Source organism: Rhizobium sp. CG4, assembly GCF_023701965.1.
Lineage (GTDB): Bacteria > Pseudomonadota > Alphaproteobacteria > Rhizobiales > Rhizobiaceae > Agrobacterium.
Map to the genome: position 1 here is coordinate 1 of NZ_JABAEG010000012.1, position 18,045 is coordinate 18,045.

8 protein-coding genes and 1 pseudogene are annotated in these 18,045 nt (G+C 57.4%); 7 read left to right on the top strand and 2 right to left on the bottom strand.

The genetic code is table 11. The features are described 5' to 3' along the window. Positions 1-1,067: RHE_PE00001 family protein (locus HGO37_RS24400; RefSeq protein ID WP_250985635.1), on the top strand; the 1,067-nt coding region annotated here is incomplete at its 5' end. 625 nt (positions 1,068-1,692) lie between these two features. Continuing rightward, entirely contained in the window at positions 1,693-2,352 is a 660-nt protein-coding gene (locus HGO37_RS24405) for a response regulator (protein WP_250985636.1), read from the top strand. Here HGO37_RS24405 and HGO37_RS24410 read toward each other — a convergent pair. Beyond that, a complete protein-coding gene (locus HGO37_RS24410) occupies positions 2,349-3,848 on the bottom strand; it encodes a sensor histidine kinase (protein WP_250985637.1) in 1,500 nt (499 codons plus the stop codon). The two genes, HGO37_RS24405 and HGO37_RS24410, sit on opposite strands and share 4 nt — an antisense overlap. Positions 3,849-4,067: 219 nt before the next feature. Here HGO37_RS24410 and HGO37_RS24415 point away from each other — a divergent pair, with 219 nt between their 5' ends. From HGO37_RS24415 to HGO37_RS24430, 4 genes are all read left to right on the top strand, one after another. Beyond that, the gene (locus tag HGO37_RS24415; protein WP_250985638.1) at positions 4,068-11,264 is read left to right on the top strand and encodes a peroxidase family protein; all 7,197 of its coding nucleotides are present in this window, start codon (positions 4,068-4,070) and stop codon (positions 11,262-11,264) included. Positions 11,265-11,336: 72 nt separating this feature from the next. Beyond that, a complete protein-coding gene (locus HGO37_RS24420) occupies positions 11,337-13,100 on the top strand; it encodes a type I secretion system permease/ATPase (RefSeq protein WP_250985639.1) in 1,764 nt (587 codons plus the stop codon). After that, the gene (locus HGO37_RS24425; RefSeq protein ID WP_250985640.1) at positions 13,097-15,616 is read left to right on the top strand and encodes a cadherin-like domain-containing protein; all 2,520 of its coding nucleotides are present in this window, start codon (positions 13,097-13,099) and stop codon (positions 15,614-15,616) included. The genes HGO37_RS24420 and HGO37_RS24425 overlap by 4 nt, the downstream gene beginning before the upstream one ends. 20 nt (positions 15,617-15,636) lie before the next feature. Next, positions 15,637-16,959 (top strand): HlyD family type I secretion periplasmic adaptor subunit, encoded by a 1,323-nt coding sequence (locus tag HGO37_RS24430; protein ID WP_250985641.1) that lies wholly within the window; start codon positions 15,637-15,639, stop codon positions 16,957-16,959. A gap of 83 nt (positions 16,960-17,042) precedes the next feature. Here HGO37_RS24430 and HGO37_RS24435 read toward each other — a convergent pair. Then, positions 17,043-17,365: pseudogene (locus tag HGO37_RS24435) on the bottom strand (Tn3 family transposase); the annotation flags it as partial. On the opposite strand from HGO37_RS24435, the gene HGO37_RS24440 reads away from it, so the two are divergent. After that, the gene (locus HGO37_RS24440) at positions 17,271-17,798 is read left to right on the top strand and encodes an HNH endonuclease (RefSeq protein ID WP_250985740.1); all 528 of its coding nucleotides are present in this window, start codon (positions 17,271-17,273) and stop codon (positions 17,796-17,798) included. The pseudogene HGO37_RS24435 and the gene HGO37_RS24440 sit on opposite strands and share 95 nt — an antisense overlap. Positions 17,799-18,045 lie beyond the last annotated feature (247 nt).

Consider the following 18,045-nt stretch of genomic DNA (forward strand, 5'->3'; position numbering starts at 1 on the left):
TCGATGAGCGTGTTGCCCGCTCATCCGTCGGTGCTAGCTGGTGTGAGCGCCAGAATTTTAGCGACGCCTGTGCGTCTCTGTGGATCGACGGTGAGTTGGTGCATCTCGAAGACCTCGTCCTCCATGACGCCACCCGTGATGTCCGCGCGCCCACCCATGAACTGACCATCGCCCGCGACGTTCTGAAAACCCGTCGGCGGATTGTTGCACAACCGACAGCCTGGGCGCTGTCGCCAGACGGCATCAGAAGTTTGCGACAAACGTCACCCGACCAGGCTTGGCCTGCAGCATCGTTGGGTAATGCTAGATCGGTCGTGGTGAAAGAGATCGCGGATGACGATCAGGCTGCGGCAGGGCAGGGGACGTCTGAAGACGGTGACGCAGATCAGCCGCCTGACGAGTTTGCCGAGATTGATGCGCTCTTGGCCCGCACGGAAGCCGCCCTCGAGGACGCGCTGCGGCCCGGCCCGGCGAAAGGCAGTCATGACCGGAATTCTTTGGTCTACGATCTCGACTGGGATGAAGACGCCCGGCTTGAGGAATGGCGCACCGTGCTGCGACAAGCCAAGGTTTTGCCGCCGATGCTGCAGGCGATTGTTGTGCTTGATGCCTGGAACAGTCTGGATGTATTGCAGCATGCGCCGTGGCTTGGTCGTTTGTTGTCGGCCGCGCTTTTGCGGCAGGCAGGCATTACGACGCAAAATCATCTCTCCGCCATAAACACCGGCCTGAAAACCATCCCCGTTGATCGCCGCCGCCATCGCAGCCGCGAAGTCCGCCTGCTGGCAATCGCCGAGGCATTTGTCGCCACAGCTGAGATCGGTTTAAAAGAACATGACCGGCTGGCATTGGCCCGTCAGATGATGGAGCGCAAGCTTTTGGGACGACGCACCTCGTCCAAACTGCCCGAACTGATCGAACTGGTCATGGCAAAGCCGTTAGTGTCGGCCGGCATGATTGCCAAAACTCTCGATGTCACCCCGCAAGCCGCACGGCGCATCGTCTCCGAACTGGGCCTGCGCGAGATGACGGGCAGGGGGAGGTTTCGGGCGTGGGGGATTATATAGCCAGCTACGGTTCGACATCGTCGCACACAGAGCAAATCGAGGAGCACTACCCGAAACGCCTGCCACCCGCGAGACATCACCAACAACTGCTCCGGCCTATGCCTCGAGGAGCTTTTTGCGTTTGACCTCCATGTCGATATCGCTAAGGCGCAATTCGGCCCAACAGAGCGTTTTGGGTTAAGGTGACGACTTGCTGCATCTCCGCAATTACATCCATCGCGGCCAATATATTGGCGATGTCGCCTTGCACCTGCAAGGTGCTGGTCGGTGGCCGGGTCTTTTGCCGATCACCACTATTTTTATAAGGTCTTGCTCGATAGGAATGAAACGGAACTTCGCCCTCCGCAGTCCTGTTGCGGGAGTGTATAGTTGAGATGAGTAGTCGATTTTCATGCCTGAAGTGGGCGTGACGCCAGGTTTCACATCGAACACCGTGCGTTTGTCTCAAGTGACCTTGGCGCATATCCGCTTCACGATAGTCGCTTTGATCTTAATCCCGCTTCTATGAGTAATCCGAAATAGCTACGTTGATGTAGGTGTATTTTATAAGTACTCAAAATGTGCTACATTGACTTGAAATTACTATAGTAATATCAATCATGTTTACTCTATGTGGGGTGTAATCATGAGTCCGATCTCGGTGGCGCTGGTTGATGATCACCCCTTAATGCTTGCTGGATTGACTGAAATCCTCAGGAAACAGCCAGAATTTTCAGTCACAGCAACTGGGTCGAGCGCTGATGATATACTGGATATCGGCCTGAGATTGGCGCCAGACGTCTTTGTCGTCGACCTGATGATGCCGGGAAACATTTTCGAAACAATCGCAAAACTGGTCGAAAAAGTCCGAACGAAAATTCTGGTGTTTACCGCAATGACGGGTAGCGATTACGCTGTGCGGGCACTTAATGCTGGCGCAAGCGGCTACGTTCTCAAAGGAAGCAGTGCACAGGAGCTCCTCCAAGCCATCGCAACCGTCCATAGGGGCGATATGTTCATTACTCCTGCATTTGCCTGCAAGGTCATCGAAGAGCTTAAGTTGGCCTCTCTCAAGAAAATCACCGGGGCCGAAGTAAAGCTGAGCATACGTGAAGGCCAGATCATTAGGATGCTTCTACGAGGTTTCACAAATCGGCAAATTGCGGCCGACCTGCAGATCGGCGAAAAAACCGTCAAAAACTATATGACTATCCTGATGCAGAAGTTGAATGTAAGAAATCGTCTGGAAGTATTACTTGCTGCTCAGAAACTTGAAGGCGGCTCTGATACTGTCATACGTCACTAGATGCCATTCCCCTCCATCGGCACCACGACCTGAAGCTCCGTTCCAGAGCGTGGGCGCTTCCGGATTTCAACTCTACCGCCAAAGGCTTCGACGCGGTTGCGAATACCCTGCAGGCCGAGCGGCCTGCGACGGCCTTGGGCGAGGTTCAATCCAAAACCAGGTCCATCGTCGGCAATGACGACGGTGATGGTCAATGGGTCTGCTGAGGCCGATACCCGCTGGTCGCGTCCACCGCCATGCTGGAAAGCATTGTTGAGCCCTTCCTGTACGACGCGATAAAGACAGATCTTCAGCGGGTGCACGACACGCTCGGGCAGGCCGTCATAGTGCTGTGTGACCTTCGAGCCGGTTGTATATTCGTGTTGATCGACCGCCATGCCTAGAGCCGACTCCAACGTCATGTGTTCGATTTCCGGCATTACCAGTCCGGTTGAAAGCTCTCGTAACTCCGTCAAGACCTGACCTGCAATATGCGAGGGAGTAAGATCGACCTCCGAGACGACGGGCGCGCTGTCAATCGTCGTCGTACATCGGATGGGTGCCTCTGAAAATCCTCCAAGTTTGAGGATCAACAGGCTGAGCAGTTGAACGGGACCATCGTGCAGATCAGCACCGATCCGGTTCAGGATCTGCTCATTGGACTTCGTTGCATCCATTCGCGCCCTGTCGGCTGCCTTACGAAGCTCGGTATTCTGCTCCGCCAAGGTCTGGGCCTGAGCAAGCTGCATCTTCAACGTCGTCCTTTGATGAGCGATGATATTGCTCGCCCGCTGGACGATGAGGTACAACAACGCCATGATGGCGAGTGTTGTTGCACCTACGATCGCCCATGTCTGACGCTGAACCATATCGCGCTGAACGACGAATTCGTCAGCATCCTCGTAGAGCTCTCCGACTGCGATGATGTCGTGCGTACCGGCACGGTAGATCGGTGCATAGATTTCGATGAGAGATCTATCAGCCTTCTCTCCATCGCCTTCACCGTCGTCGTGGCCGTATTCAAGTTGCGCGACGACTTGACCGGCGAAGGCCCGCTTCAGATCGGGCGATGGAAACACCCTTCCAATCAGGGACTTGTTGGTGCTGTAGATGACCATCCCATCATTGCGCCAGATCTTGAATCCTTCGACCCGGCGTGCGAGGTCAGTGCCGATTAGCAGGTCGTCAAGTTCCTTGCTGCGGGTTTGGGAAACCTGTGGATCTTGTGCAGACCCCTCGACATGGCGGGCCAGGAAACCCTCCATGTAAAGGGCGCCGGACTCGGTCCTGCTTCTCAGCTGATTTTCGGCAATCTGGCCATTGAGCCACTCGCCAAGAATTGCCATCGAACTGCAGATGACCAGCCCGGCAACTATCAAAAATTGCTGTTTCAGATCAAGAGTATGCCAATAATTTAAGAACCCGGTTCTCATGTAGACAGAGCTCTTCTTGAAAGGGACGTAAGTCACATTTGTTTCCGGGCCTAAAGTCCCGGCCTCCTGAAGACCAAAGTCCATGAATGTCAGTGGACCTTTGGAACTATCTCCTAGCCTTGCCTCAAGACATTATCTGATCATCGCAGACAATGCTGAAGATTTTCTATTGGCGTTCGCAATCTCATCTCCAGAACCCCAGTCCAAAAACTGCAGCAAAGCAGACGATGCCTGCGAATGCAGGGTGGGGAAAAGCATCGCCGGAACAATAGTGTTTTCCGGACAATCCGAGGGGAGAGTAAAATGGTCACCTATATTCGGTCGGATCTCGATTTCATCTTGAAACAGATCAAAATCGCGGAAGCGGACGCCGCCTTCCGGCAAGGCACATCGACCGGCGATCCGAACAACGTCGCAAAGCCGTTATTCGGGGTCGGTGGCTCGATCCCGACCTATAATCTCTCCTGGGGGTTGCGCACCGTTGACGGGACCTACAACAACCCGCTGCATCCGGAATGGGGTGCTGCCGATAACGAATTCCCCGAACCCCTAGGCAACCAATTCAAGACGATCATGGTGCCTGCCGGTCCTGGTGGGGCCTTGGTTCCCGTCACCTATCAGCCCGGCGTCGACAATGACGGGCCTGGCTCCGCAGGTGCTGGTGATGTCTTCGACCCCTATGTCCGTACGGTCTCAAACCTGATCGTCGATCAGACGCTCGGCAATCCCTCAGCGATACTGACTGCGCTGCAGCGTGCGGGCATTGTCCCCGCAGCCCAGCAGATGACGGTAACGGCACAGATTACCGCCGCCTATCAGCCACTCAAGCCACTGTTCAACGACGTGGGGACAGCCGAGCGGCTGAACGCCGAAGCCCAGGCAGCGGCATCTGCGAGCCCCGGTAATCAGGCTTTGCAGGATGCTGCAGCAGCGACCGCGGCCAACCTGGCTACCGCCCGGGCCGCTCTCGATGCCCAGGATGACGCACTGGTCGCGCTGCTGGATGCCAACGGCGTCGAGCTCGATGGTGTCAATGTCGTCATCACCAATGCGGCGCCTGACGAAGGACTGTCGGCACCGTTCAATTCCTGGTTCACCTTGTTCGGCCAGTTCTTCGATCACGGTCTCGACCTCGTCGCCAAGGGTGGCAACGGCACCGTTTTCATCCCGCTGATGCCCGACGATCCGCTTTATGTTGAAGGCAGCGATACCAACTTCATGGTTCTGACACGCGCTACCCTGGCTGGTCCCGGCGCCGACGGAATCATGAACGACGATCCGACAACGGCGGTCAACGAAGCCGCTGATAATACCGATCGTCCGGTCAACACGACCACGTCGTTCGTCGACCAGAACCAGACTTATACCTCCCATCCGTCTCATCAGGTTTTCCTCCGCGCCTATGTACTAAACCCTACTGGCGATCCGGTCTCGACGGGCAAGCTTATCGAAGGCGGCAATGGTGGCATGGCCACCTGGGCTGATCTCAAGGCGCAGGCAGCCGACCTGCTGGGCATCCAGCTTGTCGACGCCAATGTCGGCAACGTCCCGTTGCTCGCCACCGATCCCTATGGCGAATTCATCCGCGGCGCCAATGGCTACCCGCAGATGGTGACAGCAACGGGCCTCGTCGAAGGCGACCCCACGGCCAATGGAGGATTGGGCGTCCTCGTTCCGGCGAATGCTATCTTTACCGGTCATGCATTCCTGGCCGACATCGCGCACAATGCGGTACCGGACGGCCTGGCCGACGGCGATATCGAGATCGGGCTGGAAAACCCCGGCAATGAGCCTGGTGTCTACGACAACGAATTGCTCGATGCGCACTATGTTGCCGGCGATGGCCGTGCCAACGAGAATATTGGTCTGACAGCAGTACACCACGTGTTCCATTCGGAACATAACCGGCTGGTCGAGCATACCCAGGAAGTGGTGTTTGCAGATGCCGTTGCGATGCTGGACGGCGGCGCGTCGCAGGCCGAGGCTGTTGCCTTCCTGAACGAATGGCTCGTTAGCGATGTTACCGAGGTTCCCGCCAACGCGGATAGCCTCGTCTGGGATGGCGAGCGCCTCTTCCAGGCTGCCAAATTCGGCACCGAGATGCAGTATCAGCACCTGGTGTTTGAAGAGTTCGCCCGCAAGATCCAGCCGAACATCAACGTGTTCCTGGTTCCAGACGGGTTTGACGTCACCATTGATCCGTCGATTGTCGCCGAGTTCGCCCACGTAGTCTATCGCTTCGGCCACTCGATGCTGACGGAGTCGATCGACCGCTTCGATCCAAACTTCAACCCCGACCATATTGGCCTGATCGAGGGTTTTCTCAATCCACTCCAGTTCGAGAACAATGGCGGGACAGCGACCGTTGATGCGGATATCTCAGCAGGCGCAATCGTTCGCGGCATGACGCGGCAGGCAGGCAACGAGATTGACGAGTTCGTCACCAGTGCGTTGCGCAACAATCTGCTCGGCCTGCCGCTCGATCTTGCGACCATCAACCTGGCGCGTGGCCGTGATACCGGCGTGCCATCACTGAATGCGGCACGCACGCAGTTCTACAACGCCACCAATCAGGATGTTTTGCTCAAGCCCTATGAGAGCTGGGTCGATTTCGCCGGTCATCTGAAGCACGAGGCCTCGATAATCAATTTCGTCGCAGCCTACGGCACACATGCACTGATCGACGGCCAGACGACACTCGAAGGCAAGCGTAACGCGGCGCTTACCATTATTACTGGTGTGTCGGTCGGCGGACTTGCAATCCCGGCAGATCGCCTCGACTTCCTGAACGCGACCGGAGCCTATGCCGGCGGAACGCTTGGGGGGCTCAACAATGTAGACCTCTGGATAGGCGGCTTGGCCGAAGCGATCATGCCATTCGGTGGCATGCTTGGCTCGACCTTCAACTTCGTCTTCGAAATGCAGATGGAAAAGCTGCAGAATGGCGACCGCTTCTACTATCTGCAGCGTCTTGACGGTCTGCATCTCTTCGGCGAGATGGAGAACAACTCCTTCGCCGCGATGATAATGCGCAATACCGATGCCACACATCTGCCGTCGGACGTGTTTTCGACCCCCGGCCTCATTCTCGAGGTCAACCAGGCCCGCCAGTTTAACGATCTCGATGGCGACGGCACTCTGGAGAGCACCGATCCGCTCGGCGATGGCATTCTCACGCAGCTTGTCATCCGCAACAATCCGGCAACTGTAGGCCCAGACACCAACTATCTGCGCTATACCGGAGGCGACCATGTGGTCATGGGCGGTACCGAAGCCAACGATATCATAATTGCGGGTATCGGCGACGACACGCTGTTTGGCGATGGCGGCAACGACCGTCTTGAAGGCGGGTTCGGCAACGACATCATCAATGGTGGTGACGGCGACGACATCATCGTAGACAGCGGCGGTGACGACAACATCAAGGCAGGCAAGGGCAATGACGTCGTCCATGCCGGGCCTGGTCTCGACCTTGTAATGGGCAATGACGGCCAGGACTTCATCTTCCTCGGAACGGACATGGGCTCGGAAGTCTTCGCTGGCACCGGCAACGACTTTATCTACGGCAACAAGAACGCCGAACGCATCCTCGGCAACGAGGGTAATGACTGGATCGAAACCGGCACCTTTGACGGCGCCCCTGGCGATAACTTCGACGAAGTTTTCTCGCATGACGAAATCGATGGCCACGATGTTTTCCTGGGCGATGGCGGCTTCGACGAGTTCATCGGCGAAGGCGGCGACGAAATCTTCGTCGGCAGCGCCGGTCGCGGCAAGATGGTGGGCATGTCCGGCTTCGACTGGGCAACCTATAAGGACAATCCGAACTTCGTGAACGCCGACTTGTCGATCCCGATCGTCTTCGACGAGGCCCCGACACTGCCTCAGAACGCTGCGCTCGACGAATATGAATCGGTCGAAGGTCTGTCGGGCACGCGGTTCAACGACGTCCTGACGGGTACCAACCTGCTCGCTGCAGATCGGCTTCCCACGCTTCAAGGGGGTACCGAAGGTTATCAGGGTAGCGCCCTCGACGCTGAAGGCATCGCCCTGATCGCTGGCCTGCAGGAAGTCCTCGGAGCTGGGGTCACTGAATATAGCGCTGGCGACATCATTCTCGGCGGCGACGGCAGCGACGTCATCACCGGCCAGGCGGGCGATGACATCATCGACGGCGACAAGTGGCTCGACGTGCAGATCGGTGTCTTTGCAGCAGGCGACACGGAGCACACCGGTCAGCCGATCGCGCTGCACAATAGCATGACGACGCTCGCGGCCGCCATGTTCAACGGCACGATCAACCCCGGCCAACTGTCAATCGTTCGGACGATCCGCAACAGCAATGATCAGCCGGACAGCGACAACATTGCAGATGTAGACAGAGCTGTATTCTCCGGTGCCAGGGCCGAATATGACATCACCTTCAATCCCAACGGCACCGTGACAGTGGCCCATACCGGTGGGCTGGCCACCGACGGTACGGACACCGTCCGCAACGTCGAGGTTCTGGATTTCACCGATCAGGACATCTCGCTTTTGGCGCCGACGCTCGACCTGCATGGGCCGACGGCGTCTACGGCCACTGCCACAGTGGCACAGGCCTACCGGGACACGTTTACCGCCAACGCTTATAATAACAATAACGGCGTTTCGGCCTGGGGAGGCGCCTGGACCGAGACCGGCGACAATGCGAGCGCGGCAGGCGGTGACGTGAATGTCGGCGGCGGCAGGCTGCAATTTGTTGCAGGCATAGATGGTGGCGAGGCTCTGGCCCGCTCGGTAAACCTTACAGGTGTCACCAGAGCCACCCTGACGTTCGACTGGCAAGCCGTTGGCCTTGACGCTGGCGAAACGGTGTCAATCCAGGTGCGTAATACAACAAATCCAAACGGTGCATGGACGAACCTGCAGACGATTGGCGGTAACGCGACCGACACCTTCTCGTTGGCCCTCCCCGCAGGCATGATCGGAGCGAATACGCAGATCCGCTTCCTGACAGCAGGCACTTTCGAAGGCGGCGAGAACTTCTTCGTCGACAATGTCAACATTCGCACGGAGATCGATACAGTCACGCCTGTTCCGGGGGCGCCTGGAAACAATTACGAGACGAATTATGCTGAAAACGGCGCGCCCGTCGCAATAGCGCTGGGCGCTATGATCACCGATGACGGCACAAGCATCGCTTCGGCCCGTGTCGTCCTCACCAATGCCAGCGCAGGCGATGTCCTGTCGGTGCTTGGTATCCTCCCGGGCGGCATCACATCGTCGGCCGACAATACTGTCGCGGGGCGGATCACCCTGACGCTGACGGGCAATGCCTCGCTGGCCGCCTATCAAACGGCGATCCAGCAGGTGCGGTACGCCAACAGTTCTGAAAACCCTCTAGCAGGTGATCGTGCACTGCAAGTCACCGTCAATGACGGTCTGCTCGACAGCCCGGTTTCGACGACGACAATCCATGTCACTGCTACCAACGATGCGCCGGTCGCCAATAACGACACTGTCATCACCAACGTGGCCCAGAATACCAGCTTCACGATCTCGCATGCGGCTCTGCTCGCCAACGATGCCGACCCGGAAGGTTCACCGGTCACCATCACAGCTGTGGGTGGCGCTAACGGCCTGGCAACGGGTCCGACATCGGGAGCAGGCATCATTACCCTCTCCGACAATGGAACGGCCGGAGGCTCCTTCACCTATACAGGCAGCGACGGAACCCTGACCGACCCTGCAACGGTTAACATCACCCGCGTCGAGACCGCCAACATTGCCGGCACCGGCGGCAACGACATCATCATTGGAAACGGCGCGGTCAATACGATCACCGGTGGCGGCGGCAACGACAACATCAATGCTGGCGATGGCAACGACACGATCAGCGGCGGTACCGGCGACGACATCATTTTCGCTGGCACCGGCAATGACACCATCACCTGGAATGCAGCGGGCGCGACAGATGGTTTCGACATGGTCAATGGCGAGGTCGGTGGCATAGACACGTTCATCGTAAACGGGGTGGCCGGAACAGCCGAAATATTCCGCATCTATGAAAAGTCAGCAGCCATCGCGGCCGGCATTGCGGTGTCTGGAGCCCTCACAGAGATCGTCATTACCCGGACCGTCGGACTGACGACCACCATCATCGCCGAGCTCGACAATATCGAGGAGATCAGCGTCAATACGCTCAATACGACCGCTAACAACAACAACAATCCGAATACACCGGACGGTGGGCTGAATAACGGTGATACGATCCAGGTCATCGGCAATTTCAATGCGCCATTCACCAGCCTGAATTTCAATACGATCACCATCGACGGCAATGCCGGTGACGATACGGTTGACATCTCGGCCCTGACCTCTGCGCATCGCATCGTGTTCCGCTCGAATGGCGGCAACGACACGATCGTCGGCACCTTGCGGCCGCAGGACGTCATTGAACTGCCCGCCGGCGCAACTGCCGACGATTATGTGGTCACGACCGATGCGAACGGCGTGACGACAATGACAAGCAGCCAGCACAGCATTCATTTCACGAGTGAGGGAGGCCTGCCGCAGTTCAGCGACACCGCCACTGGTGAAGACGATACGCCAGCTGCCGACCCGTCAGCCGGCGCTCCTGTCGCCGGTACGGCCAACGCTGATGTGCTCGTCGGCACGGCAAGCGGAGAAATGATCGTCGCATTCGCCGGCAACGATGTGGCGACCGGCGGTGCCGGCAACGACATTATGCGTGGCGATGACGGCGACGACCTTCTCAGTGGGGAGGCGGGCAACGACATGGTCTTCGGCGGTGCCGGCAACGACGACCTGCTGGGCGGCGCTGGCAACGACATGCTCTACGGCGATGCGGGATACGACCGCGTATTCGGTGACGCCGGTGACGACATGATCCAGACCGGTCTCGGCAACGACACAGCCCATGGTGGCAGCGGCAACGATATGTTCATCGCCGAAGCCAGCGATGGCGATGACGTCTACTACGGTGATGCCGGAAACGACACGCTGGACATGGCGGCGATAACTGCAAACCTGACTGTCGATCTCGGAAGCGGCTTCATGGGCAGAGGCTATGCATCAAGCAGCCAATCGGGCAACGATACGCTGTGGAGCATCGAGAATGTCGTCACGGGTTCCGGAAACGACACGATCACGGCCAATGCCTCCGTTAACATCATTGACGGCGGAGCTGGGAACGACAAGTTCCTGTTCAACTCCGAAAAGGATGCAGATGGCGATACCATCCTCGGCTTCCAGCCAGGAGACAAGATCGACCTGAGCGGCACGGACGCCAACAATGGTGTCTCCGGGAATCAGGCGTTCACGCTGGTGGCCGGTTCCACACTCAGTGGTTCGGCGCAACTGATCGTCACGCACGAGACGCGTGACGATGGTGATTATACCGTCGTCCAGGGAAGCGTCGACGGCGACAGCAGCGCCGAACTACGCCTCAGCATCAAGGGGAACCACAACCTCACCACTACGGACTTCAACCTGTAAAGCGCGAAATGCGGCGTGCCGGCCTCTCCGGCACGCCGCATAGTCCAATATCAGCAAGAAGTGGTGAATGACATGCGTCCTAAAACTCCGTTGACCGGCACGAAGCGCAGACAGATCGAGAAACTCACCCACGGACTGAGAGGAATTTTCGTATTCCTCTTCATCACGTCGGGTGTGATCAACGTTCTCGCGCTGACCGGTTCCTTCTACATGCTGCAGATCTATGATCGCGCGCTGACCAGCGGCAGCGTTCCGACCCTGCTTGGCTTATCGGCACTGGCGATCGGCCTCTACCTCTTCCAGGGATTTTTTGACATCATCCGATCGCAAATTCTGGTGCGCATGGGGGCGAGGCTCGACAGCCGGATCGCGCCCATGGCGCATCAGGTCGCAATCGACATGCCTCGCTTCGGATTTTCGACAGCCGAGGCTCTCGAGCGCGGACGCGATGTCGATACGGTGCGATCCTTTCTCGGGAGCCAGGGGCCGGTCGCCCTGTTCGACCTGCCCTGGGTGCCTCTCTACCTGGTCTTTGTCTATATTCTGCACCCCTATCTGGGCGCTCTCACCTTCGCCGGAGCTTTCATCCTGTCGATACTGACGATCGTCACAGAGCTCATGACCCGCCGCCTCGCGAGTGCCACCCACAAGTCGGGGATAGAACGCAACGCGATTGCCGATTCCAATGCTCGCAACGCCGACATCCTGAAGGCAATGGGTTTTGCAGGGCGCGCGGTCGATCGTTTCAATCGCGCCAATCAAGACCATCTTGAGCTGCAGACACGTACGAACGACATCAGCGGTACGTTCGGAGCGATATCCCGTGTGCTTCGCATGATCCTGCAATCGGCCGTGCTCGGCCTTGGCGCTTGGTTGACGATCCAGGGAGAGCTTTCGGCAGGCGCAATCATTGCAGCATCGGTTGCCTCGGCACGTGCCCTTGCGCCTGTCGATCTCGCCATTGGAAACTGGAAGGGCTTCGTCGCAGCGCGCACGGCCTTCAACAGACTGAAGGAGACTGTGATTGCATTGTCCGGCACCGCTCCGCCAATGACATTGCCGGCACCCGCTTACTCGCTGAAGGTTGAAAAGATAACTGTTGCTGCTCCCGGATCCGGACGGGTTCTTTTGAGCGAAGTCAGTTTCGAGATCGCCGCAGGACAGGCGCTCGGTATCATCGGCCCAAGCGGCGGCGGCAAGACGACGCTCGCACGCGCCTTGACCGGCGTCTGGCCGACCCTGCGCGGCAGTGTCAGGCTTGATGATGCCGAACTTACGCAATGGTGTGATGCGGATCTCGGGCAGCATGTCGGATATCTGCCACAGGATGTGGCGCTCCTGGATGCGACGATCGAAGAAAACATCTCGCGCCTCGAGCCTCAGGTCGATCCCCGCGCGATCGTCGAAGCCGCCCAGACGACGGGCATTCATGAACTGGTCGTACGTATGCCCGATGGTTACCGTACGGCGCTCGGGCCTCAAGGCATTTCGCTTTCGGCCGGACAACGGCAGCGCATCGGTCTTGCGAGAGCGCTCTATCGCAATCCCTTCATCGTCGTCATGGATGAGCCCAATTCGAACCTAGATGGCGAGGGCGAAATGGCGCTCACCCAGACGATCAAAGCGGTTCGCGCCCGCGGCGGCATCGCGATCGTCATCGCTCACCGGCCGAGTGCGCTTGCGGCCGTTGACATGGTTGCCGTTATCCAGAATGGAAAGATGGTGGCGTTCGGACCCAAGGACGACATCCTCAGACCATCGGTAGCGGACACTAGCAGCAAACCTGCGGCCGCAACACAGGTCGGCTCGCGTATCATAGCGAGGATGTCGGAATGATCGAGGTAAAGGGAACAAAAACCGCAAAGGAAAGTGATGATCCGCACGATCGCTATGTCTTCAGGAATGAGGACAAGCTCTCCAAAGTGCCGATGTTCATGACACTCTTTCTGACGGGATTTGCAGTCTATCTGAAGAGTGCACTTTCGCACCAGCAAGAGGGTTTGCCCCTAGAAGAGACGGAACCTAAGCCACCCACGGATCCTGCAGAAAAGCTGCCGTCGATCGATCCCGTCACCAGCGGCACCGTAATGCAAACAGAGGCCGAAGAGGGAGAGAAGGCGCAACCCGCAAAGAAGAGTGGTATTCACCTCTCCAACTACAAGAACGCAATAAGTCATCCTCTGGAGGATTCTCCGCCGATCGAATTCAACAGGCTCAACCTGCCCAGTCTGGCATTCCTGAAAACATCGGGTGGAGTTTCGGTGTCCTTCCACGCCTCAAACGATAATGCTTGGACGGTTTCAAAGCCAATATCGCCCGCCCGCTTCCACATGTCAGATGACAATGCCTGGACAGGCCCGAGTCGAACTTCGGCTCCTGACCCAGGTGACTTCAAGCCTCCATCAGCGCCGGTCCCGGAAAAGGCGCCTAACCGTGCACCGCGTGCCGGCAGTTCGGTCACACTCGCCGACGTTTCCGGTTGCGCCATCGCCCTGATCGGTCTTACCGATCTCTTGCGCGGCTCGGTGGATCCCGATGGCGACGTGATGTCGGTCAAGAATATTGCTGTTTCTTCCGGCAAGCTTGTACAGACGGCCGGCGGATGGACATATCAAGCCGAGGGGTTTGGCCCCGTAACCATCAATTATCAGATCTCCGATGGCATGGCCTCCGTCGGCCAGACTGCCAGTTTCTCTGTCGTCAAGGCTGCGCCTGTTGTAGGCACAAATGGCGACGACCTATTGGTTGGCACCAGTTGCGGCGATGATATCGACGGCCTGTCCGGCAATGACAATATCGACGCGAGAGATGGCAGCGATACCGTCAATGGCGGCGATGGAAATGATAACATCGTCGCCGGCAACGGCAACGACACGGTCTTTGCGGGTAGCGGCAATGATATCGTTCTCGGCGGCCTGGGCGACGACCACATTTTTGGAGGCACTGGCAACGATCGCCTTTACGGCGAAGACGGCCGCGACAGCCTCTTCGGTGAAGCTGGCGACGATCTGCTGAGCGGCGGCGGCGATAGCGACATCCTCCATGGCGGTGACGGCGATGACGCCCTGAACGGCGACGCCGGCAATGACGTTCTGGAAGGCGAAGCTGGTGATGACAGCCTCTTTGGCGGCGACGGCGCCGACATTCTTCTTGGACAAACAGGCGCCGACAACCTCAATGGCGGTATGGGTAACGACTTTCTGAGCGGCGGCGACGAACGGGACGTCGTCAAGGGAGACGATGGCAACGACACGGTTGCCGGTGATGCCGACCGCTTCGACGACGCCTATGACGGTGGAACGGGGACAGATACCCTCGACTATTCAGGGCTTGCCGAGGCGGTAGAAATCAATCTGGCTGCTGCCAGCGCCTCCGGCATCGAGATCGGCACCGATAAGATCTTGAATTTCGAAATCGTTCGCGCCGGTGCGAGCGACGATTCGGTGACCGGCAGTGCAGAGGCCGAGGAAATGCATGGCAACGCCGGCGATGATTATCTTCGCGGCGGTGACGGTACGGATATTGTGAATGCCGGTGATGGTGATGACGTCGTTGCCGGAGACCTCGATTGCGTGGCTGACAGCTATGACGGTGGAAGCGGCATAGACACGCTGGATTATTCCGCCGCTGTCATGTCCATTGTCGTGGATCTCAATGCTGCTAATGCAACTGGTCCGGAGATTGGAACCGACGCAATCAGCAATTTCGAAATCATCAAGACCGGCGACGGTGAGGATATCCTGCGCGACGGAGACGCCGCCGAATGCCTCTCGGCCGGCGATGGCGATGACATCATCGTCGCGGCGGCCGATGCGTCGGATGATGATTTCCAGGGAGGTGATGGTGTCGATACGATCGACTATTCGCAGGCCGCCCATGCCGTGCTCATCGACTTGAACACGGGCACGGCCACGGGCTTCGATGTAGGGCATGATGCCATCGATGGTTTTGAAAAGGTCCTTGGCGGAGCCGGTAACGACGTCATCCGTGCCGGTCCGGTGGCTGCTGTCGTCGAAGGAGGCGAGGGCGAGGACACGTTCGAGTTCAGCGTCCCTGCCGGCGAGAGCAGCGCTGCTGTTGTCCATCAGATCCTGGATTTCATGGTCGGGGACCGCATCGACGTGTCCAAATACAAGATCTTCGAAGAGGTTATGGACGGACTGGAGGATCACTTCGAGGAGGTCTACGGCGACAAAGCCGATGCTGATCCATTGCCGATCCGCGTTCGCCATGAGGGAACGGACGAGATGAGCCTTACCTTCATCGAAGTCGATATGGACAGGGATGAATATTACGAAATGACGATCAATCTGACAGGACACCATCTCCTCGTGATCGTAGAGAATACTTGATGGCTGGGGGGAGAAAAGGCGTGCTTCAAAAAGAACCGGACACTAAGCTTGGGCAATCGTCCGAGACGAACAATATGTTTCCTGTCGGAACGCGTGTTCTTGCCGGCGTTGCGCTTGGCTTCCTGCTCTTTGCAGGAGCCGGCGGATGGGCAGCGACGACACAGTTGCGCGGCGCAATCATTGCGTCCGGCGTCATCAAGGTCGATCGCAACCTGAAGTCGATCCAGCATCGCGATGGCGGCATCGTCAGCGAGATCGCCGTTAAGGAAGGTGACATCGTCACCAAGGGGCAGATCATGCTGCGCCTTGACGATGCGCAGACGCGCGCCGAACTCTCGATCGTCAAAACGCAACTCGTCGAGCTGGCGGGACGGCAGGCAAGGCTGATCGCCGAGCGGGAAAATCAGGACGAAATCACCTTTGAGCCTAATTTCTCCACCGAGTTTGCGCTCATCTCATCCGGTGAGCGCCGCCTTTTTGATGGGAACCGCCGCAACAGGCAAAACCAGAAACAACAGCTCCAGTATGGCATATCTCAGCTCGAAGAAGAGCTGAAAGGCCTCATCGCACAGTATGATGCAAAGGACGACGAACTGGACCTCGTGCGAACCGAGCATCACAAGATTAAGGGCCTCGCGGAAAAGAAGCTCATCGATACCTCGCGCAAATATATTATTGACCGCGAACTGGCGAAACTGACGGGCGAGAGCGGAGAGATTCACGCTAATATCGCCCGGTCGAGAGCACGGATGAGCGAGATCCAGGTTCAGATTATCGCCATCGACGAAGCCGCGCGCACCGAGGCTCAGCGCGAGCTCAGTGTCGTCGAACCGAAACTATCCGAATTGCGCGAGCGGCGCATAGCTGTCGAGGATCGACTGGCGCGAACCGATATCCGGGCACCACTATCGGGAACTGTGAACGAGCTTTTCGTACACACCATCGGCGGAGTCATTACGCCTGCGGAGAAAGTGGTGACGCTTGTGCCTGCTGACGCTGCACTGAAGATAGAAGCCAGACTGTCTCCCACCGACATCGACCAGGTCTCCATCGGTCAGGAAGCTAGGATGCGATTTTCCGCCTTCAACCAGCGCGCGACGCCGGAGCTTGACGGCAATATCGCTTACATCTCCGCTGCCACCAGCACCGATCCTGCGACGGGCCAGATATTCTATCTCGCCGACGTTGCCGTCCCCGCTACCGAGATCGCCAAACTCGGCGTCAACAAACTACTTCCCGGCATGCCGGTTGAGGTTTTCGTTTCCACGGAGGAGCGAACCGCCATATCGTTCCTGGCCAAACCGCTCACGGATCAATTCAACAGGGCATTCCGCGAGGAATAATTCCGTCCGAGCTAAGGTGATGAACTTGGAGTCAAAACAAGAGCAGTGAAAAATCGTCCGCTAAGGGCGAACGGACTAAAAACTTATGCTACCCGCCGTAGTCCAACTGCCAGACGGAGCGGTCGAAATCCGTTGCGCATCTGATGTTCGGCATCCCAGGTGTAGATGCCTGTAAGGTTGATATGTTCCCAACTCAGCCGCGAGATGTGCTTCAACAGAGTATCGGAAAGTCTCGTCCCACTCGTTTCAGCTGTGTGGCCGCGCGATCAAGATAGACCGTATTCCAGTGCACGATTGCACTGACGACGAGATTGAGCCCTGACGCGCGGAATGCTTGGCTCTCGAACGACCGGTCGCGGATATCGCCCTGCTCGTGGAAGAACACGGCCCGTTTCATCTTATGGCTCACTGGCAAATCCGCTTCTACCAAGCGTGATAATGAACAACATGCACAAAACAGCGATCTTCATGGGAACGACAGCAATAAGCACAAGACAGTTAAGCGACAGCCCATCTTTGACAGCATTATTGATGAATATGTTTTGGAGGGTGAAAGGCTCCTCATAGAAAAAGAAACGACAAAACGTGATGCCAGAATTGTAGCAAAAGCAAAGAGGCAGTTTGGCAGCGTATGTCAGGTTCGCAGTTTTGATTTTGGAGAGGTTTATGGCGAAATTGGGCGGGGTTTCGTCGAGGCTCATCACATCGATCCACTGCATCTTAGGGCGGGTAAGAGCCGTCGCACCTCTGTCAATGATTTCGCACACCGGACTGTCAGCGCGCTTACGATTGAGCAACTCAAAGCCATCGTCGCCGGGAACAAAATTCGTCCGACATGATTAACACTGCTCAAAGCGGCGGTTTTGGTCAGATTACCCCCGCATCCACCTTTTGCTTTTCTCAGCAAATTTCTTTTATGTACATTTTGTCAGACTTGGGCGTTAGCGCACTCCATAGTGGACACATAGCCTGATATCGCAGATCGAAGTTGCATTTGGATTGAGCAGTAGACCATCGCATCTCCTAATTGTTGACTACTCATCTAGAACGCTTCACCTCGAGATACGAAGCGAACACGGTGTCCAT

Excerpts from the sequence above, each read along its gene's own strand:
- HGO37_RS24405 (WP_250985636.1), top strand. The coding sequence starts at position 1,693 with ATGAGTCCGATCTCGGTGGCGCTGGTTGATGATCACCCCTTAATGCTT.
- HGO37_RS24410 (WP_250985637.1), bottom strand. The coding sequence starts at position 3,848 with ATGGACTTTGGTCTTCAGGAGGCCGGGACTTTAGGCCCGGAAACAAAT.
- HGO37_RS24415 (WP_250985638.1), top strand. The coding sequence starts at position 4,068 with ATGGTCACCTATATTCGGTCGGATCTCGATTTCATCTTGAAACAGATC.
- HGO37_RS24420 (WP_250985639.1), top strand. The coding sequence starts at position 11,337 with ATGCGTCCTAAAACTCCGTTGACCGGCACGAAGCGCAGACAGATCGAG.
- HGO37_RS24425 (WP_250985640.1), top strand. The coding sequence starts at position 13,097 with ATGATCGAGGTAAAGGGAACAAAAACCGCAAAGGAAAGTGATGATCCG.